Here is a 21,379-nt window from a genome sequence, read left to right as displayed (position 1 = left end):
GTGCGTTGCTCTTGAGTCGCATACATCTAAACTTGCCCAATCGCACCGATATGCCAAGCGCCGGAACCGCGAGGTGTCGCCGATGAAGCGGAGAGTCGAGACCGCCCTCTTCACCCGTCGAGATTTTGTGCGCGCCGCCAGCGCGGGACCCGCCGCGGCCTGGCTCGCCGCCTGCGGCCGCGCGGGAGACGCGGGGTCATCGACGGACGCCGAAGCCGCCATCGCCTCCCGCGGGGAGCGGCCGCCCCGGTGGGCGAAGGATCCAGCGCCCTTCATCCAGCGCACCCTGAATCTGGAAACGCGGCTCGAACTCGTCGACGGATTCATCACGCCGAACGAGTTGTTCTTCGTCCGAAACCACTCGCCCACGCCGACGATCGACCCCGAGGGCTACTCGCTTCGAGTGGAGGGGGACGGCGCGGAGACCGAGCTGCGGCTCGACCTGTCCACCCTCGAGTCGCTGCCGCAGCATACGATCACCGCCTATCTGGAGTGCGCCGGAAACTGGCGGGGTCTGTATCCGGAACTCACGGGCACCCGGGCGAGCGGCGGCCAATGGACGACCGGAGCCGTGGGGTGCGCGGAGTGGTCGGGGCCGTCGGTCGCCACGGTGCTCGACCTGGCCGGCGTGCGGCCGGGAACGGTCGATGTGAATCTCGTGGGGCTGGACAGCACCGGATTCGAGCGCGCCATGCCGCTCGCCAAGGCGCGGGATCCCGACACCATCATCGCGCTGCGCATGAACGGCGAGCGGCTTCCCGCGGATCACGGATTCCCGGCGCGGTCCGTCGTTCCCGGATGGTCGGGGTCCAGCAGCATCAAGTGGCTGGGGTCCATACAGCTCTCCACCGAGCGGGTGTGGAACTCGAACAACACGTCGTCCTACGTCCTCATCGGCGACGAGTGGCCGGCGGAGGAGCATGCGCCCGCTCAGGGGGCGGTGATCACGGAACTCGTCGTGAAGAGTGCGCTGGCCCTTCCGAGGCCCGCGCAGCTGGCGCCGGGGTCCCACGTCCTCCACGGGTTCGCGCACGCGCCGGCGGGACCGGTATCCGCCGTCGAATGGAGTCCGGACGGCGGAACGACGTGGCTGGAGGCCGAGATCGTCGATCCGATTCTGCCCCTCGCGTGGCAACGCTTCGAGTTCGAGTGGGACGCGACGCCGGGGACGCACACGCTGGCCACCCGCGCCACGGATGCGGCGGGAAATACGCAGCCGGATGAGCCTCTGATGAACGAAAAGGGCTACCTGCTGAACGTCCCGCTCCCGCACCCCGTGCAGGTGGAATGAAGCGATCCCGGACGGCGCGCTGACGGAGGCCGGATCGCCGTGCTGTACCGGTTGCTCGCAGACCTCGTCCTCGTCGTCCACCTGCTCTTCATCGCGTTCGTCGTCGCCGGCGGATTCGCGGCGATCCGCTGGCCGAGGCTCGCGTGGGCGCACGTGCCCTGTTTCGTGTGGGGGGCGTTGATCGAGTTCGCCGGCTGGATCTGCCCGCTCACGCCGCTGGAGGTCAGGCTCCGGATCGCGAGCGGCCAGGCCGGTTACTCCGGCGGCTTCATCGAGCGTTACCTGCTGCCCATCATCTATCCCGGCGCGCTCAACCGGGAGATCCAGATCTGGCTTGGGCTGTCCGTGCTGGCGCTCAACGCCGTGGCGTACGCCTGGCTCCTGCGCCGACTGCGCCGGCGCGCCCGAAGCGTTCGCTGAGCCGCGGCCCCCGCTCGCGAGCCGGGGGAGGGGACGGTCAGTCGATCACGACGTTGCGGGTGAGCTGTCCGTTGCTCTCCCAGTACGTCCGCTTGTTCACGAGCATCGGGTCGTCCGCCGCCGGCTGGATGTTGCCGTCCGCGTCGATCGCCCTCGAGACGATCGCGTGCCGACCCGGCGTGGCGTCCCAGTCCATGCGCCAGAACGTCCACGTGTACGGGTCGCCCTGGCCTTCGCCCAGCGTCGCCGCCTGCCACGGCCCTTCGTCCACGCGGACCTCGACCGAGGCGATGTCCGCGCCCCACGCCGCCCCGTGGATCGCGTAGCCGTCGCCGTTCCGCGTGACCTTCGCGGGGACGGAGTTGATGTTCACGCGCCCCACCGAGGTCTCCGTCCACACCGTCTCGCCGTCGCGCTCCTCCGCTCGCAGCGTCACGTAGTCGCGGGCCATGAACTTGCCCATGAAGCGGCGGTCGCGGAGTTCGATCCGCGTCAGCCATTTCACGTTCGCGATGCCGTACCAGCCGGGCGCGATGACCCGCAGCGGAAATCCGTGCGCAGTCGGCAGCGGCTCGCCGTTCACCTCGTACGCGAGGATGATGTCGGGATTCATCGCGTCCTCGAGCGACAGGCTGCGGGCGAAGTTCTGCGTCACCGTGTTGCCCCGGATCTCCTCCTCGCCTTCGTCCGCCCCGAAGAAGACGACCTCGATTCCGTCCTCCTGAACGCCGGCCTCCGCAAGGACATCGGCGAGCCGGGTCCCCGCCCAGCGCGCGTTGTGGACGCCGCCGATGAACGAGGGACGGCCGCGGTTCCCGGAGCACTCCAGCGTGAACACGACCTCCTGGCGGGGCCGCGCTCTCAGCTCGGCGAGGCTGAACGTCCGCGGCCGGTCCACGAGTCCGCCGATCTCGAGATTCCAGTCGCTCTCCGCGATCACCGGCAACCCGTAGTGCCCCACGCGGAACATCTGACTGACCGGCGTGATCCAGGAGTCCAGCTCTTCCCAGTTCAGGATATTCATCCGCTCCGTCAACCCGGGGTGGGGCCGTTGAACCCACGGGATCACGGCCTCCTGATCGAACCCGGCGAGCCAGCCGCGGAAGATGTCCGTCGGCAGGACCGCGAGACCGGCGGCCGCCGCGCCGCCCTGGATCAGCACCTGTCGTCGTGGAATCGGGTTTCGCTGGCTCATCATGTCAGACCTCGCCTTCGGGGATCGTATGTTGCAAGCTCGGGTCCGATCACGCGTCGGAGCAAGACGTCATCGCAACCGCGCCTCTCAGCGAGCGGGTCTCCACGCGGACTCCTCCGATGCATCCGTGGGCCCGATCCTGCCCTCCGCCGTCGCGAGCAACTCTTCCGGCGAATGAAGACGTCCCCGCGCGAAGACGAACCAGACGTCGCGGGCGGCCCGGATGTCCTCCAGAGGGTTCCCCCGCACGATCACGAGGTCCGCGATCTTTCCTTCCTCGATGCTGCCGAGTTCGTCATCGAGGCCCATCGCGCGCGCCGAATTGAGGGTCGCGATGCGGAAGACGTCCGCGGGCGGGACGCCGGCGCGCGCGAACGCGAGGAGTTCGCGGTGTATGGCGAACGGCGACCAGTACCGTCCCCAGCTCGGGAGGTCCGTGCCGAGCGTGATGAGGTCGCGTCCACCGCTGTCGTAGAAGGCCTTCAGCGTCCGGCGCTTGATCGGCGACATCTTCGCGAACGACTCGTTCACGGGCCGGGGCGGCCGGGCCTCGACGATCTCCCGCATGTACGGCGTCAGGAAGCGAAGTTCGTCCGTCCAGTACTCCGTCATCTCCGGGTCGTGCGGACCCCAGTACCCGTAGATGGAGAGCGTGGGGTCGAAGTACACGCCGCGGTCGACGTAGAGGTCGATGATGTCGCGGAGCGCGTCCCCCTCGAAGTCGTCGAACTCCTGCAGCGAAGCGTAGGCCGTGCGGTCGGCCGGCATCATGTCGCCCCCGAGGAAGTGCTCGACGCGGTCGATGCCCATGAGGATCGCGTCGCGGGGGTTCACGGTGTTCCCAAATCCGGAGTCGAGGTGGGCGGTGACGGTGAGTCCGTGCTCGTGCGCCTGTTCGATGAGCACGGAGAGCTGCTCCGGCCCGGCCCCCTTTGCCTTGAAGCCGGCCGTGCCCTGCGCCGCCCAGTGGTCCACCTCGTTGCGGATCGAGTCGGGCGTCATGGCGTCGTCGTCCCAGCCCTGCCGCCACGATCCGAAGTAGGGGCCCGAGTTGAGGAGCCGGGGACCCCTGCGCTCGCCGCTCTCGATCGCGAGCCGCAGCTCCCGCATGCGGACCGGATCCAGCTCGCCGGCCGGGAAGGTCGTCGTCACGCCGTTGGCGAGGAAGAGTTCGGGATAGGCGGCCGTCTCATCGACGCGGCCATCGCCGAACAAATCCACCGCGTAGTGAGCGTGCAGGTCGAAGAACCCCGGGAGGATCGTCGCTTCCCGGTCGAGGTCGATCGTAATCGTGACGTCGGCTCTATCCGCCGGAGGGCCGATGGAGACGATCCGCCCGTCGCGAATCGTGATACCCTCGTTCTCGACGAGGGTCCCGGCGTGCACGTCGAGCCAGTGCCCCCCCGTGACCACGTAGGTCGCGTTCTCGTCCACGAGATCGACGAGGTCCATCACGACCCCCTCGCATCCGGCAAGGGTCAGGGACAGGCCGCCGAGTCCCAGGGCCAGGAACGACCGCTTCCGCTGCATCCGCTGTCTCCGAACCATCGATTACACCTCGCGCGGCACACGTGTCGGCCTCCGGTTCACCCGAAACGCGGACGGCCGGGAGGTTCAACATAGATGCGCGCACGTTCCTCCACGACGGACTCGATCCTGTATACTGTGAGCCGTCGGCACGCGGCTGCCATCCGAACGGGATCGGAGTTCACACTGCACGAACCGAGCGCGGCACTCGCCAATCCTCCCAGCGGCCTCCCGGGACGCACGTCGATGCGTCCCGCGGCGGTCGTGGCGCTCATCGTCGTCTCGCACACGACGATCGATGCGTACACCGCGTTCCTGCCGCCGCTGCTGCCGCGGATCATGGACAACCTCGGCCTCTCGATCACGCTGGCCGCGACGCTGTCGACCGTACTCTCCATCTCGACCGCGCTCCCGCAGCCGGCCTTCGGCTACCTGGCAGACCGCTTCGGGAGGCGCGCCTTCCTCGCCGCGGGGCCGATCGTGGGGGGCGTGTTCATCTCGCTGCTGGGGATGGCGCCCAGCTACTTCGTCCTCCTCCTGTTGCTCACGGTGGGAGGACTGGGGTCGGCCGCCTTTCACCCGCCGGGGGCCTCGCTCGTCGCGCGCGCCGGAGACGGTCGCGGAAGCGGCGTGCGCATGTCAATCTTCTCCTTCGGGGGGGCGGCGGGCTTCGCGCTGGGGCCGATCAGCGCGGTCGCCATCGTGGGCCTGTTCGGGCTCTCCGGACTGTGGATCGCGATGATCCCGGGGGTCGTGCTCGGGATCGCCCTCTGGTTCGTCGCGAAGGGTCGGACCCGGGTGGGGCCGGGGACCCCGCCGCCTCCCCCGGTGGAGGTGCTCCGCAAACTCAGGGGGCCGCTCGGCCTCGTGTTCGGGATCTCGGTCGTCGGGTCCTTCGCGCAGAAGGCGATCCTCACCTTCATCCCGATCATCGCCCACCGCGCGGGACAGAGCGAGACGGCGGGCGCCGTCGTGCTCAGCGTCTATCTCGGCGCCCAGGGCCTGGGGACGCTCGCCTCCGGCTTCCTCACCGACCGGTTCAACCGGCAGCACCTCCTGGCCGCGATCAGCGTGCTCGCCGTGCCCACGCACATCCTCGCGTTCACGCTGGCGCCGGCCAGCCCCGCCGCGATCGTGATGGCCGTGTGCGCGGGCTTCCTGAACATGGCGCTGCTGCCTCCGATCGTCGTCGTGGCGCAGGAGATCCTCCCCTCGGGGACGGCGGTGAGTTCGGGCATCGTCATGGGGCTCGCGTGGGCCGTGGGGACGCTGGCGATTCCGGTCGTGGGCGGGTTCGCGGACGCGTTCGGGCCCGTAGTCGCGACCGCGTGGTCGATGCCGCTCCTGCTGCTCGGGGCGCTCTTCGCGATGCAGCCCTCGCTTCGCCCCTACCGTAGAGCCCAGTGATGAACCGACCGAACCCATCCGTCGTCGCATTGGCCGGCACCGTCGTCGTGTTGGCCGGCGCCGTCCTCGCCGCCTGTGGGGGGCCACCGGCCGAGCCGGCCGACCTGATCCTCGTGGACGGACGCGTGATCACGCTCGACGCGGAGAGCCGCGTGGCCGAAGCCGTGGCGGTGCGCGGCGAACATGTCGTGGCCGTCGGCGCGACGTCGGAGATCGAGGCGCTCGCGGGCCCGGAGACCCGCCGCATCGACCTCGACGGACGCGCGATGACGCCGGGGCTCATGGACGCGCACGTCCACTTCGCGAACGGCGGCGCGAACCGCCTGTACCGCCTCGACCTCAGCTATCCGAACGTGGAGAACATCGCGGACGTGCAGGGCATGGTCGCGGAGCAGGCCGGGCGGCTGTCCGAGGGCGAGTGGGTGCGCGGCGGCGGCTGGGACGAAGGGAAGCTCGAGGAGTTGCGCTACATTTACGCCTCCGACCTGGATGCCGTCGCCGCGGGGCAGCCCGTGTGGCTGGCGCACACGATGGGCCACTACGGCGTGGCCAACTCGCTCGCCCTCGATATGGCGGGCATCACGGCGGACACGCCCGACCCGCCCGGCGGCACCATCGATCGCGACGCGGCCGGGGAGCCGACCGGCGTCCTCAAGGAGTCCGCGATGGGTCTCGTGACCCGCCTCATCCCGCCGCTCGGACCCGGCGAGCGGCGCGAGGGGATCCGCTCGCTCGCCGACGCCTTCAACGCCGAGTGCATGACCGGCGGCAAGGATCCCGGGATCGGCCGCCGCACGTGGGAGGCCTACCGCGATGTCCTCGCCGACGGCGACCTCTCCGTCCGGATCTTCGCCCTGTGGGACGCCCGCGACGGGACGCTGGACGAGGTCCGCGCCTACGCCGACAGCCTCGCGGCCTTCACGCGGCCCTACGAGTCGACGGGGGACGACCGGCTCATCGCCGGCGGCGTCAAGTTGTACATCGACGGCAGCGGCGGCGCCCGCACGGCCTGGCTGTACGACGACTGGAACCGGGAGCGCACGGAGACCGACACGGGAAACCGCGGCTATCCGACGATGGACCCGGACGAACTGCGCCGCAGCTTCCGGGCCTATCACGACGCCGGGCTCCACGTTTCGATCCACTCCATCGGCGACCGCGCGATCGACTGGACCGTCGACAGTTTCATCGAGGCGCTCGATGCCACCCCGACCCGCGGGCTCCGGCACGGAATCATCCACTCGAACATCCCCACGGACCGCGCGCTCGACGCGATGGCCGAACTCCAGCGGGAATGGCAGGCCGGCTACCCGGAGCCGTCCCCCACCTTCACGTGGTGGATCGGCGACACCTACGCGGGGAACTTCGGGCCCGAGCGAACCCTGCGGCTGAATCCGTTCCGCTCCTACCAGGACCGGGGCATGATCTGGGCGAGCGGCTCCGACTTCTTCGTCACTCCCTACCCGGCGCGCTACGGCGTCTGGGCCTCCGTCGCCCGCCAGCCGCTGCTCGGCGTCTACGGGAGCGACCCGTACGGCACCGGCGAGTCCGTCGACGTCGAGACGGCGCTGCGCTCGTTCACAACCTGGGCCGCGCACCAGATGTTCCTCGAGGAGAAGGTCGGGACGATCGAACCCGAAAAATACGCGGATCTCGCGGTCTGGGACCGCAACCCGCTCACCGTCCCGACGATCGAACTGCGTGACCTGTCGTGCGAGATGACCGTCTTCAACGGGGAAGTCGTTTTCGAACGCGCGAGCGTCTCCATGCCATGACGCGCCCCAGCCGCTGCCGGGTTCTCCCGCCGCGGAAAGGATAACGAATGCAACCTCGACCTCTCGCGACGGAACGTCCCATTCCGAAGAGTTGGGAGCCGGACCTCAACGCGACCCTCCTCTACATCGTGCGGGAAGGGGAAATCCTCCTCATCCACAAGAAGCGCGGCCTCGGCGCCGGCAAGCTGAACGGGGCCGGGGGCAAGGTCGAACCCGGCGAGAGTACGATCGAGGCCGCGATGCGGGAGTTTCAGGAGGAACTGCGCGCGCGGCCGGTGGCGCCCCGGAAGGTCGGCGAAGTGGGATTCGAGGTGCTGAGCGGCATGTCCATCCTGATCCACGTGTTCCGGTCGGACGCGCTGGAGGGAGAGCCGGTGGAGACGAGCGAGGCGACCCCCGTGTGGGCGCCCGTAGACGACATCCCGTACGATCGGATGTGGGAGGACGACCGCCACTGGCTGCCGCACCTGATCGAGGACCGCCGGTTCGAGGCGTACGCGCGTTTCGAGGGCGATGAAATGGTACACTGCCGGGTGGTCTGTCTCTCCGACACCGAGCGCCTGCGCCCGGAGTCGCTCTGAAGCACTCGGCGACGATCCGCCGCCGGGGCGCGGAAGCTCCGCAGGAGACGAATCCGATGTCGCGAAACCCGGTCCCGCGCCGTGCCGCGCTCCTGGCGCTCGCCGCGATGGCGGGATTGGCTCTCCCTCGGAGCGCCGCGTCGCAGCAGCCGGTAGCGATCGCGGGACGCCTCCTCGACGCCGGCACCGGAGTACCCATCTCGGCGGCGCTCGTCTCCATCCCCGCGCTGGACCTCTCGACGCTCACCACCACGGACGGAGCGTTCCAACTGGTCGTCCCCGCCGGCTCACACACGTTCGAGATCCGGCACATCGGATACGGTACGCGGACGACCGAGGTCGAGGCGCGGGCCGACGGCACGCTATCGCTGGAGTTCCGGATCGAACCGGCCGCGATCGAAGTCGCCCCGCTCGAGGTCAACGTCGAGTGGAGACCGTCGTACCTGGAGCAGGTCGGTTTCTACGAGCGCCGGGCGCTCGGCAGCGCTCGAAGCAGATTCTACGATCCCGAGGACATCCGCCGCGGGGGAGACCCCCTGATCATCGGCTGGCGAAACATGAGCGAGCGCATTCTCAACCTGAACCGGGCCACCAGCTTCAGCCTGTGCCGTCCACAGATCCTCATCGATGGCCGCCGGGATCGCGTCGGCTTCATGACCGGGCTCGCCTATCACCGAATCGGAGGCGTCGAGTTCCACGACGAACCTCACAAGGTGCCGGGCCTCGAGCCTCTGATAAGCGCGGGGGGCGAGGATGGGTTCTGCCCCACAGTCCTCATCTGGACACGCCAATGGCTGACCGAGGCCGAGCTCGAAGAGCGGCGGATCGTTCTCTGCGAGCCCGACCCCGGAACGGACCGGGCTCCGCTCGTGGTCGAGGGGACGGTCACGGACGCCCTGACCGGCCTTCTCCTGCCCCGGGCGACCGTGACGGCCTGGATCACGGAACCGGGCGGCCGTGAGCGCGAGAAGGAGACGACGGCCGACGACAACGGCCGCTTCCGGTTCTGCGACCTCGATCCGCGGACGGACGTGAGCATCTGGGCCAGGTTCGCCGGCCTCAGCGGCGAACTGGCGCCCGTGGCGGGCGAGACAGCCCCCGTGGCGGCCGATACGGTCCCCGTGACGCGGGATCTGGTGATCCCCATCGCTCGTTACGGCTACGTCGCCGGCCGCGTCTTCGATCTCCAGCGAGGCGAACCCGTGGTGGGGGCCGAGATCAGGCTGGCGGCGGCCGAGGCCGCACCGGCCCCCGGCGGCCGTGGCCCGTCCGCCGAGGCCGGGCACCTGACAACGAGCGACGAGCACGGTCTCTTCGCGATTCCGGACCTGATCCCCGGGGACTACGGGCTCGCCGTATCCCACCCCGACGCCGGTGTCGCCGGAGACACCATCCCGGTCCCCTCCGGTTCAACGGTGGACGTCCGCGTCGAACTCGACCCCGCGCCGCCTCCCGCGCCCGGCGCCGCCGCGCCGGCGGCGGGGCCGCGGATCGTGGCGGAGCGGCGGCATCCGCGTCTCATGGAAGTCGGCTTCTACGAACGCCGGCGGGAGAGCGCGACGCGCGGCCGCGGACACTTTTTCACACGGGAGCGGATTCGAGCCCTCGCGCCCACCCGCCTCACCGACCTCCTCACCGAGGTGGACGGCCTGCGCGAAGTCTGCCCGCGACAGACGTGCCGCCTCGTATCGCCGAGCGCGAGGAGATGCTCCCACATGTCCGTCTACCTGAACGGCACGCTGGTCATCGATGGCCGCGCCTGGGACTTCGAGCAGGGGGGCGTGGACGACCTGGCGGCTCCGCATGAGATCGTCGCGATCGAAGTCTACCTCCGGGCCGTCTCCCTGCCCGGGGAGTTCGCCGCTCCATCCAACCGGTGCGGCGCGATCATCATCTGGAGCGGATAGCTCGGCAGATCCTGATTCACGGCGAAGAGGTGAAGATGACTAACCGATCCCTCCTTATCCGGATCGCCCGGGTTGCGGTCTTCGGACTCGCGCTGCTCGCGCTCCCGCTCGCGGCTCAGGATGTCCGGCCGATTCCGCTGCCGGACCTGCTGGTCACAGGGCAGAGCATCTGCCCGACCACGCCTGACGAACTGCGGCAAGCCTTCGAACTCTACGAAGCGGTCCTCCCGGCTCTGACATCGACATCGTCCACGGCGGATCTCCGCAACCTGCAGGTCCGGATGACAAGACCGAGCGTCTCGTTGAGTCGCGGCGGACGAGCGTTCAGCGCCGATTCCATGACGGTCGTCGTACCCACTGCGGTGGAAACCGCGTCGGGGCAGCACGTCGAGATGTACGGGTACGCGCAGGTGGATCGGGATGCGGAGGCCACGTTCTACACGCCGGACGGTGAGACGCTCGCATCTCCGGGGTTTCTGGCGACGCACTGCCTGAGCACGCTCGAGACAGAAGATGCGGCCAGGGTGGGGCTGGCCTTCGAGCCGAAGCCGGACCGGAGCGTCGTCGACGTTCGAGGCGTCCTCTGGATCGATGCAGACAGTTCGACGCCGCGGGAACTGGTTTTTTACTACACGTCCCTGCGCCGATTCCTGCGACGGAATCTGGAGGCGGCATTGCTGGAGGACTTGCGCTCCCGTGTGCCGAGGCGGGCTCGCGACGTCGTCTCCTTCTATCGGCTCGCCGTCGACGAGACCCGGTTCGGCGGCGTGCTTCACTTCGACCGCACCGATCCCAATCGCGGGCAGATGAGAGCGTGGGCAACCAGGTAGCCATGCTCGGCGGCTGTCGAAGCATTACGTTGAGTGGTCCACCACGCAGACGCTTGACGACGAGGGGTGCAAGGGCGGAATGACGGTAGGCGTCAACGAAATCATGTCCGGAGCCGAGTCCTCGCTCCGCCTGAAGCGTCAGGCCAAGATCGAGGCTTGGCGAGACGGCGCCGCGCCGGACCGGACGACGCACCGGCTGCACCTCGGCGACGCTCGAGACATGTCCGACATCGGGGAGCCGGTCCACCTCGTCGTCACGTCGCCACCCTACTTCAACCTCATCGACTACGATGGGGCCGGGCGGACGACGGCCAACTCGGCGGCATCGACGAATACGAATCGTTCCTCGACGAACTGGATCGGGTGTGGCGGCGGTGCTACGACCTCCTGACTCCCGGCGGTCGGCTGTGCGTCGTCGTGGGAAGCGTCTGCATTTCACGCCGGGCCGGAGGTCGGCATCACGTTCTTCCGCTTCCGGCCGACATCTCGGTTCGCGCGCGCCGGATCGGGTTCGATTACCTCACGCCGATCCGCTGGTACAAGATCGCCAACATGGCGACGGAGGCGAAGGGGGTTGGATTCCTGGGTAAGCCGTACGAGCCCAACGCCATCGTGAAGAACGACATCGAAACCATCCTCATGCTGCGAAAGCCCGGGAGCTACCGGAAACCCACCGCGGCCCAGCGAGCGCTCAGCCTCATCGAGCCAGACGACCACCAGCGTTGGTTTCGGTCGATCTGGGACGACATCCGCGGCGAAGCCCGCAAGCGAGGCCATCCGGCGCCCTTCCCCGTGGAATTGGCCTCCCGCCTGATCCAGATGTTCAGCTTCGTGGGGGATACCGTCCTCGATCCGTTCTGGGGGACGGGGACGACAACGGCCGCCGCCATGCTCACCAGCCCGAGGCGTTCGTCCGCCACCTGGCCGAGAACAACTACCATCCTCGATCCGACGCCCACAGCAACGCCGTTTGCCTCGCGATCGTCGATGACATGATCGAGCATTGTCCCGCCTTCGCGGAACGAGCCCGGGCGGGCGAGATCGTAGCCAAGCTGAATCACACGGTCAGGGTCAACTACCAGGATTGGAATATCGATTTGGCGGTGGGGCCGCCGCCGGGATCGCCCGTCCCCCCGAACAGCAACCTGAGGAAGAACCCGGACCTGCCGTACGGAGCCCCTCGCGCCGAAGACCCCAAGCTCGTCACGGGAACCCCGGCGCCCCGGACGGGGGACCCCATGGACTACGCGACGATGATCCGCCGGATCTGCACCGCCTACGAAGATCGCTGGCAGCGAAGAACCCGCTGAACGCTCACCGGAGGCCCCTGCGTTCCGGGCTGGCTTAGGTCCCGGCCGGCTACTCCCAACGGACGCGGGAGTCGCGCCTCCACTTCGCCTTGACTAGTGCCTCTCGGCGGCTTGGGCGCGCAGCGCGGCGACCCGCTCCTCGGTGGGCGGATGGGTCGTGAAGAGGGATGTAAGACCGCGACGTCGACCCGCGAAGGGGTTCACGATCGCGAGCGAGGCCCCGGCCGGGTTCACCTCCATCGGAATGCGGCGGGCGCCGGATTCCAGACGCTTCAGGGCGCCGGCCAGACCCATGGGATCGCCCGTGATCTCGCCCCCGGTGCGGTCCGCCTGAAACTCGTTGCGACGGCTGATCGCCATCTGGATGATGACGGCCGCCAGCGGGGCGACGATGGCCATGACCAGCATGCCGAGCGGGTTGTCGCCGTCATCGCGTCCGCCGCCGAAGATGAACCCCCAGCGGGCGATGGAGGCGATCATCGCGATGGCGCCCGCCATCGTCGCGGCGACGGTGCCGACGAGCATGTGCCGATGCTTGATGTGGGCAAGTTCGTGCGCGATCACACCGTCCAGTTCGCGGGGAGGCAGCGCGCGCAGGATCCCCTGCGTGAAGCAGACCACGGCGTGCTCCGGGTTCCGCCCCGTCGCGAAGGCGTTCGGCTGCGGCTGCGGCGAGACCGCCACGACCGGTGCCGGCAGGCCCGCCCGCTTCCGCAGGCGCTCCACCCGGTCGTAGAGGTCCGGCGCCTGCGACCGGTCGACGACCTGGGCCCGGTACATGCGCAGGACCACCCGGTCGCTGAACCAGTACATCCCGAAGTTCATCGCCCCCGACAACACCAGGAACAGCACCGCGCCCTGCTGCCCGAACAACATCTGGCCGGCGAACACCAGGAGAAGCGTCAGGCCCGCCATGAGGCCGAATACCTTGAACATCCTTTATCCCTCCGAAGTCCCTCTACGTCTCTCTTCTCGGTCCTATCGTCCGACCGCGACGCCCTGCGCCGCGGTGATGTCCGCATCCGCCGCGAGCAGGTCGCAGAACACGAAACCATCTCGTTCCACGACCTCGCCGCGTGCGACCGGGATCGGTCGCGGCAGGATCGGACCGTCCCACACGAAGGTATGGAACTCTCCGTTCTCCCCGCACGGATCGACCCATTCCGGGAGATCGGCGAGGAAGCGGGCGTCGAACGAGCGGCCCGCGAAGGACGCGTCCAGCACCGCCGGGTTGATGCACACTGCGATGGCTTCGAACCCGTCCCGGATGAAGGTACGCGCGAGCGCCCCCGTGGGTTGCCTCCAGATGGGAAAGAGACCTTCCAGCCCCGAGGCGGCGAGTTGCCGTTCGCGGTACTCGCGGAGGTCCTCCAGGAAGATGTCCCCGAAGGCCACGCGGCGGATTCCGTCCTCGTAAAGCCGGTCGAAGGCCTCTCCCATCGCCCGTTCATAGATTTCATTCGAGGACTGCGGCGGGACGACGACCTCGACGAGCGGGATGCCGATGGCCTCGGCCTGGTCGCGCACGAGCGCGCGCCGCACGCCGTGCATGCTCACCCGTTCGTAGGCGTCGGTCACCGTCGTGATCAGCGTCTCGACCCGCCAGGTTCCGGACTGCTGAAGCGCGTGCAGAGCCAGAGCGCTGTCCTTGCCGCCGCTGAAGCACATCGCGATGCGTTCGCCTGCTCCGGCGCTCACTCCATGACCGTCGCCTGGAAGGCCCCCGTGAGGACGCGGCCCTCCCGCTTGACCTGCACCCAGATCGTGTACTCGCCCGGCTGCGGGAATGCGAACGGGAACTCGACGACGCCGGTGGGGGACGCCGCGCCGCCGCCGCCCATCGGCGACCCTTCAGGCGCGAGCACCGAGAGCGAGCCCATCGAGATCGTGCCCGCGGGATGCAGGTGCACGAACACCGCCCCGTCATCCCTCGTGAGCGCGGCGTGGCTGCGCATCCCCATGTAGGGCTCGAGTTCGGCCGGTTTCTCGTCGGGATCCCAGACCCTGAACGACAGCACCGTCTCCTCGTCGACCCGCAGCTCCCGGTCGCCCTGCCACTCGAGGATCGAACCATCGTCCAGCCGCATCTCGGATCCCGGTCCCGAGAGCGCCATCGGAAGGCCCGTCCACGCCGAGTCGTCCGCGTCCGGCAGCAGGGTCGCGCCCTCGCCGACCTCCCCGGGAACCGCGAGCGCCGCCGCGTCGACGGTCACCGTGTCGACGACCGTCTGCGCGAAGCCGGACTCTTGGACGATGTCGCCGTAGATGCGATACTCGCCCGGCGGCAGGTCCGGCCACGGGACGCGGAAGGTGGACGGGTCCACGGGAACGGGGTGCACGTGGGCGAACGCGTCCATCCCCGGCGCCCCGACGACGAACATGTGCATGAGCTTGCCGTGGTCCGGCACCAGCGGGCTCCAGTCCCGGCCCCGCCAGGCGGGATCGGTGATCGCGATTTGCAGAGCGGGCGTCCCTCCGTCGCGCACGATCGCGCTCTCCACGGCGAGGCGCTCGAAGATTCCGCTGCGAACGTCCCGGTCGACCGCCTCCCACCAGGCGTTCCCCAGGTAGAGGAGGCCCGCGACTCCCACGGCGGTGAGGGCCATGGCGATCCGGGCGCGGCGACGCCGCCTGGGACCCGCCGCCTCCCCCGCCGGAACCTGACTCTCCCGCACCGCGGCCCCGGTGATCGAGACCACGCCTGCGACCAGGAGCAGCGCGAGTGCGGCCAGGATCCAGCCGAGACCCGGCGGCAGGTCGCGCACTCCGAGCATGACGGAGGTCACGGGGACCGAGACCTCGCCGCTCCCCCGGCCCCCCTCCACCGCGACCTCCACCCGGTACGCGCCCACCGTCATGAGCCACAGTTCCGCGGCGTACAGTTCGGGATCGCCCGCCACGGGAACGGCGACGTCGGGGGGCGGCGCGCCGCCCTCCGGGGCCGCGTCCCAGCGCACGGGGCGCACGGTCACCCGGTCCGCACCGCCGCCCGACACGCGGACGGAGACCTCCGCCAGCCCCGGGACGACCTCCGGCGGACGGATGACGACGGAGACGGGGTAGGGCCCCGCCTCGCCGGTGAAGAACACGTTCTTGCTCCCGACGTGCCCCGTCGCCACGACGTACAGTCCGGCCACGAACGCGGCCGTCCGCGCGAGGCGGGCGGCCCGCCGGGGCCTCACCGGCGGACGCGCAGCCACCAGTTCCCCAGCCACAGGCCCGCGCGCGCCGAGACGAACGCGATCGGCAGCGCCCACCACGCCGCGGCGACGAACCGCGACGCCGAGAAGTCGCCCCCGAGGTACGGGCCGCCGTGCCAGAACACATTCTGCCAGGCGCCGGGCGCCGCCGTGTAGCCCCACGTGTCGCCCTGGAAGAAGTAGTTCCGCGCCCCCTCGGAGAGCATGAAGTCGGCGAAGACCCACTGGATCGCGCCGAAGATGGCCACGAAGGCGACGCCCCCCACGGCCGCGATCCGCCAGTCCGTCGAGGCCCGCCCGGGCGCCTCGCCCGGCGCCGAATGTCGCCGCAGCAGGAGGTCGATCACGATTGCGGGCGCGAACAGGAGGAGCGGGAACTCGGGCGGCACCATTTGGGTGACCGGACGCAGGATCGGCGCGAGCATCGGCTCCGCCGGGAAAAGCGGCAGCACCCACATCATCGCCAGCGAGACGCCGGTATAGATGAACGCCGCGCACGTCGCCGGCCAGCGCATCTGCCCGGCCCTCCCGATGGCGAAGAGGAGGACGGGGAAGAGCGCCGCCATGATGAGGTGGAACGTCGCCCCGTGCATCTGGTTCGGAAACGTGTACTCCATGAGCAGCACGGAGAGCGACAGGATCAGCATCGCGGCGCTGAACACATAGGCCCACGCGAGCTTGCGCCGGCCCGTCTCCGAGGCGCGGTTATGCCACGACAGCGCCATCAGCAGAGCGCCCACCTGGATCGCATAGATTCCAAGCGCCAGGACCACGTGGGGTGGGCTCAGGATCTCGACGTCGAGCCCGTACGCGTTGTGCCACCAGTCGTCGAGCGGCGCGGACGTGAGCATGGCGATCGCGCCCCAGATCGCCACCCAGGCCCCGAGCGGCGCCCGGAACCCCCACATGCGTACGGAGCGTCCGACCTCCGCATCCGTCCCCGAGAACGTCGTCTTCAGCGCGAGCCACCCGCACGACAACCCCGCCGCCAGCCCGCCCGCGTAGACGAGCAGGTGCGCGGGCGTGAAGAGGGTGTCCCGCCCGATCGTCCGGTGCCACGAGATGTCCCACGTGATGCCCACGATCACGGCCCCCGAGGCGAACAGGATCGCGGTCAGAGGCCACGGAATGCTGTCCGCGGACTCCGCCGCGCCCTCGCGTCCCCTGAAGACAGACGTTGGTGCCACCGTCGATTCCATCGCGCTCTCCTGAATTCCATGCTCCCGCAGCCGGCTGCTCAATGGGCTGCGGGCTATCGACACATCCGATCTACCGCCCGAAGATAGGTCTGGTCGCGATCAGATGCAGGAGAAGCTGCGGGGGGAGGAGAGAGAGCCTGACTTCGGCTCCGGGGAGTTCTAAAACGGACCGGCCTCCACGAACTTGGTCTCCGCGGCGTGGAGCTCGGCCTCCCAGCTGTCGCCGATCACGAGCTTGTTCATGTTGGCCGTTCCGATCGAACTCCGCTGCATCCAAGTCCACTCGGACCCGCCCGGCGTGAGGAGCGGAGTCGCCTGCCGGGCCTCGGGATCGAGGACATAACCCACCGTGTCACCGGAGGTCATACCCACGAACAGGCGCCCATCATCAAGAGGTCGAAGCTCGCCGACGAACTCGATGCTGAGCAGACTCCCCCCGAACGCATCGATGGCTTGATCCGCCCCCTGGATCTTGCGCTCCCTCAGTGCGCGGGGAAGAAGCAGGGTTTCCACGACTTCGCCGCTCGGCTCATAGACGACGAGGGCCAGCTGTCGTTGATCCAGCACATAGATCCGGCCATCCGTGGCCACGGTGACGAGGTTCCGGCTCCTCGGCAGAACCCGCTCCAGATCGCGGGACACTCCTCCGGGTTCCCGAAAGTTCTCCGGGATAACCCCGAACGGCACAGACTCCGTACCGTTCATGCGGACCAGGTAGTGGTTGGGAAACACGTCTCCGGGCACAAGCAGGCCGACTGATCCGTGGTGCGCGAAGTCGCTTGCGTCGGCTGAGATCGAAACCCCGTCCTCGAAATCGCCGGAAGAATCGAGATACGAAACCCGTCCGGTGCCGGGATCGAGGACGGCGAGCCGATCCTCCCCCGCGGCCGCCAAACGTCGCGGGAATCTGAACTCCCCGGGACCATCTCCCTCGCGACCGTGGACCTGGATGGGGTTCAGGCTCCAGTCGAAGGCAACGACGCGAGGATCCAGACCATCGGCAACGAAGATCCGGTCATCCAATACCAGGATGTCAACGATCGATCCGAGGCTCACACGGTCGTCCAGTTGACTGAGTCTGGCTCGCGGTGGCTGGATGCGATACGCGCCGGAGGCGATCGCAAGCTGGACGACGGGCCCGCCCCCGCCGGAAGCCTCCGGCCGGGACGGCTCCGCTGTGGAGCAGGCCACGACCGTCAACACGGCCCACGCCACATGCGGGCGGGAGCGCATCAGAACAGGACCGAGGCCGGTGTCGCCGTCGACTCCATCGAAATCCTCTCTTCGCCGCCGCCCGAACGACAAACGCCGGGCTATCGACACATCCGATCCACCGCCCGAAGATAGGTCTGGTTCAACCGAGATGCAGGAGACTCGACGTGAGATCAGAGAGATTCCGGCACTCGCGCCCGGGGTGGCCCGGGAGCGCGCTCGCCGCAGCGGCCCTCGCCCTTGGCGTCGCCGGCTGCGCCGGGCCGGACCCGGCATCGGATCCCGCCAGCTCCGATTCGTCCCCCGCCTCGCTTACGGCGGACCAGATCGACGCGACTCACGCCATCGCCGCGTCCCCGATCGAGGCGGGCCGCGCCGCCGGCATGTCCATCGCCGTCGTGCGCGGGACGGACACGCTCCTGATCGAGGAGTTCGGTCACGCCGACCTCGAACTCGGCGTGCTCACGCCCCCGGACGCCGTCTACGAGGTCGGATCCGTGACCAAGCAGTTCACCGCGGCCGCCGTTCTCCTCCTGCAGGAGGAAGGGAAGCTCTCCCTCGACGACCCGCTCACGAGGTGGCTGCCCGACTACCCCGTCGGGGACCGGACCGTCACCGTCCGGCAGCTCCTGGACCACACCTCGGGCATCAAGGGCTACACCGAGATGGAGCACCTGTGGGCGGAACTCGCTCCCCTCGAACTCCCGCGCGACACGCTCGTCACGCTCTTCGCCGCCGAGCCCTTCGATTTCGAACCCGGCACGGCGATGACCTACAACAACTCGGGCTACTTCCTGGCCGGACTCGTCATCGAGGCGGCGAGCGGGATGAGCTACGAGGACTTCGTAGAGGAGCGCCTCTTCGGCGCGGCCGGGATGGAGGACTCCCGCTACTGCCACAAGGACGAACTCACTCCGAACCGCGCGAAGGGCTACGAGCCGGGCGACGACGGGTTGCACCCGGCGCCCTACCTCGACCACCAGTGGCCCTACGCCGCGGGGTCGCTCTGCTCCACAGTGCGCGACCTCGTCGCCTGGAATCAGGCCCTCCACGGAGACGGGGAAGGCGGCGGGATCCTGACTCCCGAGAGCTATCGCCTGATGATCACGCCCGAGCCCCTGCTCGACGGCACGGACCTGCGCTACGCGAAGGGCCTCGCGATCACGGATCGGGACGGGACCCCGCGGATCGGGCACGGCGGCGGGATCTTCGGCTACGTCACCGACCTCCGCTACGTCCCATCCGAGGATCTGTCCATCGCGGTGCTCATCAACACGGCCGGAGGCGCCTCGTCCGGCGGGATCGCGGGACAGATCGAAGACGTGGTGCTCGGTGCGCCGGCGGAACCCGCCACGGCGCCCTTCGAGGGCGATCCCTCACCCTACGCGGGCCGCTACGAAGGCCCTGCCCGCGGCCAGCGCATCACCGCGACGGTGGCGGCCGAGGACGGACAACTGACGATCGACACGGGAGGCGGCGAGCCGGCCACCCTCTCGTGGCGGGGCGGCGACGAATTCGCCGATGGGCGGACCCTCTATCGTTTCATCCGAGACGATTCCGGAGACGCCGGCGCTACCGCCCCCTTCAATGAACTTCGAATGGACGTCGTTTCGGGACACTTCGTCCTGCGGAGAGTGGACCCATGACCACGCATCGAACCCCTGCCCGCCGCGCTCGCCGCGCTTCCCGCGTGTTCCCTGCGGGGCTGGTCCCGGCCGTCACGGCCCTTGTCGCCGCGTCGGCCACAGCCGCCGCTCCCGCGTCCGCCCAGGACGTCGCGGGGCTCGTCGGGACGGAATCGAGCGAACTCGCACCGGTCGTGGAGCGCTACTCCGCTGACCGGGTCGCCCTCGGCCGCCGGTGGACCGTCTCGTACTCTCCCGAACGCACCCGCCGATTCAACGAGTTTTTCTCCGGCTGGCAACAGGAGATCGACGCGCTTGATTTTGAGGCACTGAGTCTCGAGGGACGCGTGGATTACGTCCTGCTCCTCAACGAACTGCGCTACCAGCTGGACCTGCTGACGCGCGAGGCGGGGCTCGCCGCCGAGATGGACGGATTCATCTCCTTCACCTCGCTCATCGTGGAGCTGGAGGAACGTCGACGCAGCCGGCAGCCCGTCGAGTCGGAGTCCGCCGCAGCCCGTCTCGCGAAGCTCCCGGCCGAGGTCGAGGCCGTCCGAGGCGAAGTCGAAGCCCGGCTCGAGGACGGAGGAGATGTCTCGCGGATCGTCGCGCTCCGGGCGGTGACGGCGCTCGCCGAGCGCACGCGTCTCCTCGAGGACTGGTACGAGCACTACGCCGGCTACGACCCCGTCTTCACCTGGTGGAACGAGGACCCGTACGCCCGCGCCAGGGCCGCGCTCGATGGCTACGCGACCTTCCTACGCGAGTCGGTCATCGGCTACCGCGAGGGCGAGGACGAACCCATCGTCGGCGACCCGATCGGCGCGGAAGGTCTCGCCGCGGACCTGCGCCGCGAGATGATCCCCTACACGCCGGAAGAACTCATCGCGATCGCCGAGCGCGAGTACGCGTGGTGCGAGGAGCGGATGATCGAGGCCTCCCGAGAGCTCGGCTACGGCGACGACTGGCGGGCGGCCCTCGAGTACGTGAAGACGCTGCACCGCGACCCCGGCGACCAGCCGCAGATGATCCGGGAACTCGCCGACGAGGCGCTCGCCTTCGTCACCGAGCGCGACCTCGTCACCGTTCCACCTCTCGCCGACGAGATCTGGCGCATCGAGATGATGTCCCCCGAGCGCCAGAAGGTGTCGCCCTTCTTCCTCGGCGGGGAGGTGATCCAGGTCTCCTTCCCCACGGACGGGATGGAGCACGAGTACAAGCTCATGAGCATGCGGGGGAACAACGAACACTTCTCCCGCGCGACCGTTCACCACGAACTCATTCCGGGGCACCACCTGCAGGGGTTCATGACGAGCCGCTTCAACTCCCACCGCCGCGCCTTCTCCACCCCGTTCTGGGGCGAGGGGTGGGCGCTCTACTGGGAGATGCTGCTCTGGGACCTCGGCTTCCCGTCGACCCCCGAGGACCGCATCGGGATGCTTTTCTGGCGCATGCACCGCACGGCCCGGATCATCTTCTCCCTCTCCTTCCACCTCGCGCGGATGACCCCGCAGGAGGCGATCGACTTCCTCGTCGAGCGCGTGGGGCACGAGCGGGCGAACGCGGAGGCGGAGGTGCGGCGGAGCTTCAACGGCTCCTACTCCCCGCTGTACCAGGTCGCCTACATGATCGGCGGGCTCCAGTTCCGGGCCCTCCACGAACAGCTCGTGCAGTCGGGGGGGATGACGAACCGCGCCTTCCACGACGCGATCCTCAGGGGCGGCCGGATGCCGGTCGAGATGGTGCGCGCGCGCCTGCGCGGCGAGGCGCCGGCGAGGGACTTCGAGTCGGCGTGGCGCTTCGAAGGCGACCCGCTGCGCCGCACGACGTCCGAGGAACCGACCGTGCCGGAGCCGGCCTCGAAGCGGCCGACCCCGCAGGAGACCGCACACTGACGCGC

The 21,379-nt window shown here is 69.0% G+C and carries 19 protein-coding genes; 12 read left to right on the top strand and 7 right to left on the bottom strand.

Features of this window, described 5'->3' with window-relative positions:
• Nucleotides 1-82 precede the first annotated feature (82 nt).
• Both ACQY5G_RS03915 and ACQY5G_RS03910 read left to right on the top strand, forming a co-directional pair.
• Entirely contained in the window at nucleotides 83-1,291 is a 1,209-nt protein-coding gene (locus ACQY5G_RS03915) for a sulfite oxidase (protein ID WP_428277198.1), read from the top strand.
• A 39-nt stretch (nucleotides 1,292-1,330) separates the two neighbouring features.
• On the top strand, nucleotides 1,331-1,711 hold the full coding sequence (locus tag ACQY5G_RS03910) for a DUF2784 domain-containing protein (RefSeq protein WP_310781763.1): 381 nt from the start codon (nucleotides 1,331-1,333) through the stop codon (nucleotides 1,709-1,711).
• 37 nt (nucleotides 1,712-1,748) lie between these two features.
• Here the strand turns inward: ACQY5G_RS03910 and ACQY5G_RS03905 are convergent, their stop codons facing one another.
• Complete coding sequence (locus tag ACQY5G_RS03905) at nucleotides 1,749-2,909, bottom strand: sulfite oxidase (protein ID WP_428277195.1); 1,161 nt, start codon at nucleotides 2,907-2,909, stop codon at nucleotides 1,749-1,751.
• A gap of 84 nt (nucleotides 2,910-2,993) precedes the next feature.
• Complete coding sequence (locus ACQY5G_RS03900) at nucleotides 2,994-4,436, bottom strand: amidohydrolase family protein (RefSeq protein WP_428277193.1); 1,443 nt, start codon at nucleotides 4,434-4,436, stop codon at nucleotides 2,994-2,996.
• Between the two features lie 243 nt (nucleotides 4,437-4,679).
• Between ACQY5G_RS03900 and ACQY5G_RS03895 the strand changes: the two genes are divergently transcribed.
• The 8 genes from ACQY5G_RS03895 (at nucleotide 4,680) to ACQY5G_RS03860 (ending at nucleotide 12,243) form a co-directional block, all read left to right on the top strand.
• Nucleotides 4,680-5,840 carry an MFS transporter gene (locus ACQY5G_RS03895; RefSeq protein ID WP_428277191.1) on the top strand — a complete coding sequence of 387 codons (1,161 nt, stop codon included), beginning with the start codon at nucleotides 4,680-4,682 and terminating at the stop codon, nucleotides 5,838-5,840.
• On the top strand, nucleotides 5,840-7,615 hold the full coding sequence (locus ACQY5G_RS03890; RefSeq protein ID WP_428277189.1) for an amidohydrolase: 1,776 nt from the start codon (nucleotides 5,840-5,842) through the stop codon (nucleotides 7,613-7,615). Before ACQY5G_RS03895 ends, ACQY5G_RS03890 begins: the two co-directional genes overlap by 1 nt.
• 47 nt (nucleotides 7,616-7,662) lie before the next feature.
• A complete protein-coding gene (locus ACQY5G_RS03885) occupies nucleotides 7,663-8,196 on the top strand; it encodes an 8-oxo-dGTP diphosphatase (protein ID WP_428277188.1) in 534 nt (177 codons plus the stop codon).
• Nucleotides 8,197-8,252: 56 nt separating this feature from the next.
• The gene (locus tag ACQY5G_RS03880; protein ID WP_428277186.1) at nucleotides 8,253-10,103 is read left to right on the top strand and encodes a carboxypeptidase regulatory-like domain-containing protein; all 1,851 of its coding nucleotides are present in this window, start codon (nucleotides 8,253-8,255) and stop codon (nucleotides 10,101-10,103) included.
• Between the two features lie 35 nt (nucleotides 10,104-10,138).
• Nucleotides 10,139-10,933, top strand: a complete 795-nt coding sequence (locus tag ACQY5G_RS03875; protein WP_428277185.1) for a hypothetical protein — start codon at nucleotides 10,139-10,141, stop codon at nucleotides 10,931-10,933.
• A 79-nt stretch (nucleotides 10,934-11,012) separates the two neighbouring features.
• On the top strand, nucleotides 11,013-11,324 hold the full coding sequence (locus tag ACQY5G_RS03870) for a hypothetical protein (RefSeq protein WP_428277183.1): 312 nt from the start codon (nucleotides 11,013-11,015) through the stop codon (nucleotides 11,322-11,324).
• Nucleotides 11,297-11,929, top strand: coding sequence for a DNA-methyltransferase (locus ACQY5G_RS03865; protein ID WP_428277181.1), 633 nt, complete (start codon nucleotides 11,297-11,299; stop codon nucleotides 11,927-11,929). The genes ACQY5G_RS03870 and ACQY5G_RS03865 overlap by 28 nt, the downstream gene beginning before the upstream one ends.
• Nucleotides 11,926-12,243 carry a hypothetical protein gene (locus ACQY5G_RS03860; protein ID WP_428277179.1) on the top strand — a complete coding sequence of 106 codons (318 nt, stop codon included), beginning with the start codon at nucleotides 11,926-11,928 and terminating at the stop codon, nucleotides 12,241-12,243. Before ACQY5G_RS03865 ends, ACQY5G_RS03860 begins: the two co-directional genes overlap by 4 nt.
• A 93-nt stretch (nucleotides 12,244-12,336) precedes the next feature.
• On the opposite strand, the gene ACQY5G_RS03855 is transcribed toward ACQY5G_RS03860, so the two are convergent.
• The 5 genes from ACQY5G_RS03855 to ACQY5G_RS03835 form a co-directional block, all read right to left on the bottom strand.
• On the bottom strand, nucleotides 12,337-13,179 hold the full coding sequence (locus ACQY5G_RS03855) for a zinc metalloprotease HtpX (RefSeq protein WP_428277177.1): 843 nt from the start codon (nucleotides 13,177-13,179) through the stop codon (nucleotides 12,337-12,339).
• 42 nt (nucleotides 13,180-13,221) lie between these two features.
• The gene (locus ACQY5G_RS03850) at nucleotides 13,222-13,941 is read right to left on the bottom strand and encodes an ATP-binding protein (protein ID WP_428277175.1); all 720 of its coding nucleotides are present in this window, start codon (nucleotides 13,939-13,941) and stop codon (nucleotides 13,222-13,224) included.
• Nucleotides 13,938-15,443 carry a hypothetical protein gene (locus tag ACQY5G_RS03845; RefSeq protein WP_428277173.1) on the bottom strand — a complete coding sequence of 502 codons (1,506 nt, stop codon included), beginning with the start codon at nucleotides 15,441-15,443 and terminating at the stop codon, nucleotides 13,938-13,940. Before ACQY5G_RS03845 ends, ACQY5G_RS03850 begins: the two co-directional genes overlap by 4 nt.
• A complete protein-coding gene (locus ACQY5G_RS03840; RefSeq protein ID WP_428277172.1) occupies nucleotides 15,422-16,642 on the bottom strand; it encodes a hypothetical protein in 1,221 nt (406 codons plus the stop codon). The genes ACQY5G_RS03845 and ACQY5G_RS03840 overlap by 22 nt, the downstream gene beginning before the upstream one ends.
• Before the next feature lie 159 nt (nucleotides 16,643-16,801).
• On the bottom strand, nucleotides 16,802-17,698 hold the full coding sequence (locus tag ACQY5G_RS03835) for a hypothetical protein (protein WP_428277170.1): 897 nt from the start codon (nucleotides 17,696-17,698) through the stop codon (nucleotides 16,802-16,804).
• 323 nt (nucleotides 17,699-18,021) lie between these two features.
• Here ACQY5G_RS03835 and ACQY5G_RS03830 point away from each other — a divergent pair, with 323 nt between their 5' ends.
• The gene (locus ACQY5G_RS03830) at nucleotides 18,022-19,500 is read left to right on the top strand and encodes a serine hydrolase domain-containing protein (protein ID WP_428277168.1); all 1,479 of its coding nucleotides are present in this window, start codon (nucleotides 18,022-18,024) and stop codon (nucleotides 19,498-19,500) included.
• Entirely contained in the window at nucleotides 19,497-21,374 is a 1,878-nt protein-coding gene (locus ACQY5G_RS03825) for a DUF885 domain-containing protein (protein ID WP_428277166.1), read from the top strand. The genes ACQY5G_RS03830 and ACQY5G_RS03825 overlap by 4 nt, the downstream gene beginning before the upstream one ends.
• The last annotated feature ends 5 nt before the right edge of the window (nucleotides 21,375-21,379 follow it).

This window comes from Candidatus Palauibacter sp. (genome assembly GCF_965261555.1).
GTDB lineage: Bacteria > Gemmatimonadota > Gemmatimonadetes > Palauibacterales > Palauibacteraceae > Palauibacter.
The sequence above is the reverse complement of the archived record's forward strand: the minus strand, read 5'-3'. Positions and strand labels throughout refer to the sequence as shown.

Excerpts from the sequence above, each read along its gene's own strand:
- ACQY5G_RS03915 (WP_428277198.1), top strand. The coding sequence starts at position 83 with ATGAAGCGGAGAGTCGAGACCGCCCTCTTCACCCGTCGAGATTTTGTG.
- ACQY5G_RS03905 (WP_428277195.1), bottom strand. The coding sequence starts at position 2,909 with ATGATGAGCCAGCGAAACCCGATTCCACGACGACAGGTGCTGATCCAG.
- ACQY5G_RS03900 (WP_428277193.1), bottom strand. The coding sequence starts at position 4,436 with ATGCAGCGGAAGCGGTCGTTCCTGGCCCTGGGACTCGGCGGCCTGTCC.
- ACQY5G_RS03895 (WP_428277191.1), top strand. The coding sequence starts at position 4,680 with ATGCGTCCCGCGGCGGTCGTGGCGCTCATCGTCGTCTCGCACACGACG.
- ACQY5G_RS03890 (WP_428277189.1), top strand. The coding sequence starts at position 5,840 with ATGAACCGACCGAACCCATCCGTCGTCGCATTGGCCGGCACCGTCGTC.
- ACQY5G_RS03885 (WP_428277188.1), top strand. The coding sequence starts at position 7,663 with ATGCAACCTCGACCTCTCGCGACGGAACGTCCCATTCCGAAGAGTTGG.
- ACQY5G_RS03880 (WP_428277186.1), top strand. The coding sequence starts at position 8,253 with ATGTCGCGAAACCCGGTCCCGCGCCGTGCCGCGCTCCTGGCGCTCGCC.
- ACQY5G_RS03875 (WP_428277185.1), top strand. The coding sequence starts at position 10,139 with ATGACTAACCGATCCCTCCTTATCCGGATCGCCCGGGTTGCGGTCTTC.
- ACQY5G_RS03870 (WP_428277183.1), top strand. The coding sequence starts at position 11,013 with ATGACGGTAGGCGTCAACGAAATCATGTCCGGAGCCGAGTCCTCGCTC.
- ACQY5G_RS03860 (WP_428277179.1), top strand. The coding sequence starts at position 11,926 with ATGATCGAGCATTGTCCCGCCTTCGCGGAACGAGCCCGGGCGGGCGAG.
- ACQY5G_RS03855 (WP_428277177.1), bottom strand. The coding sequence starts at position 13,179 with ATGTTCAAGGTATTCGGCCTCATGGCGGGCCTGACGCTTCTCCTGGTG.
- ACQY5G_RS03840 (WP_428277172.1), bottom strand. The coding sequence starts at position 16,642 with ATGGAATCGACGGTGGCACCAACGTCTGTCTTCAGGGGACGCGAGGGC.
- ACQY5G_RS03825 (WP_428277166.1), top strand. The coding sequence starts at position 19,497 with ATGACCACGCATCGAACCCCTGCCCGCCGCGCTCGCCGCGCTTCCCGC.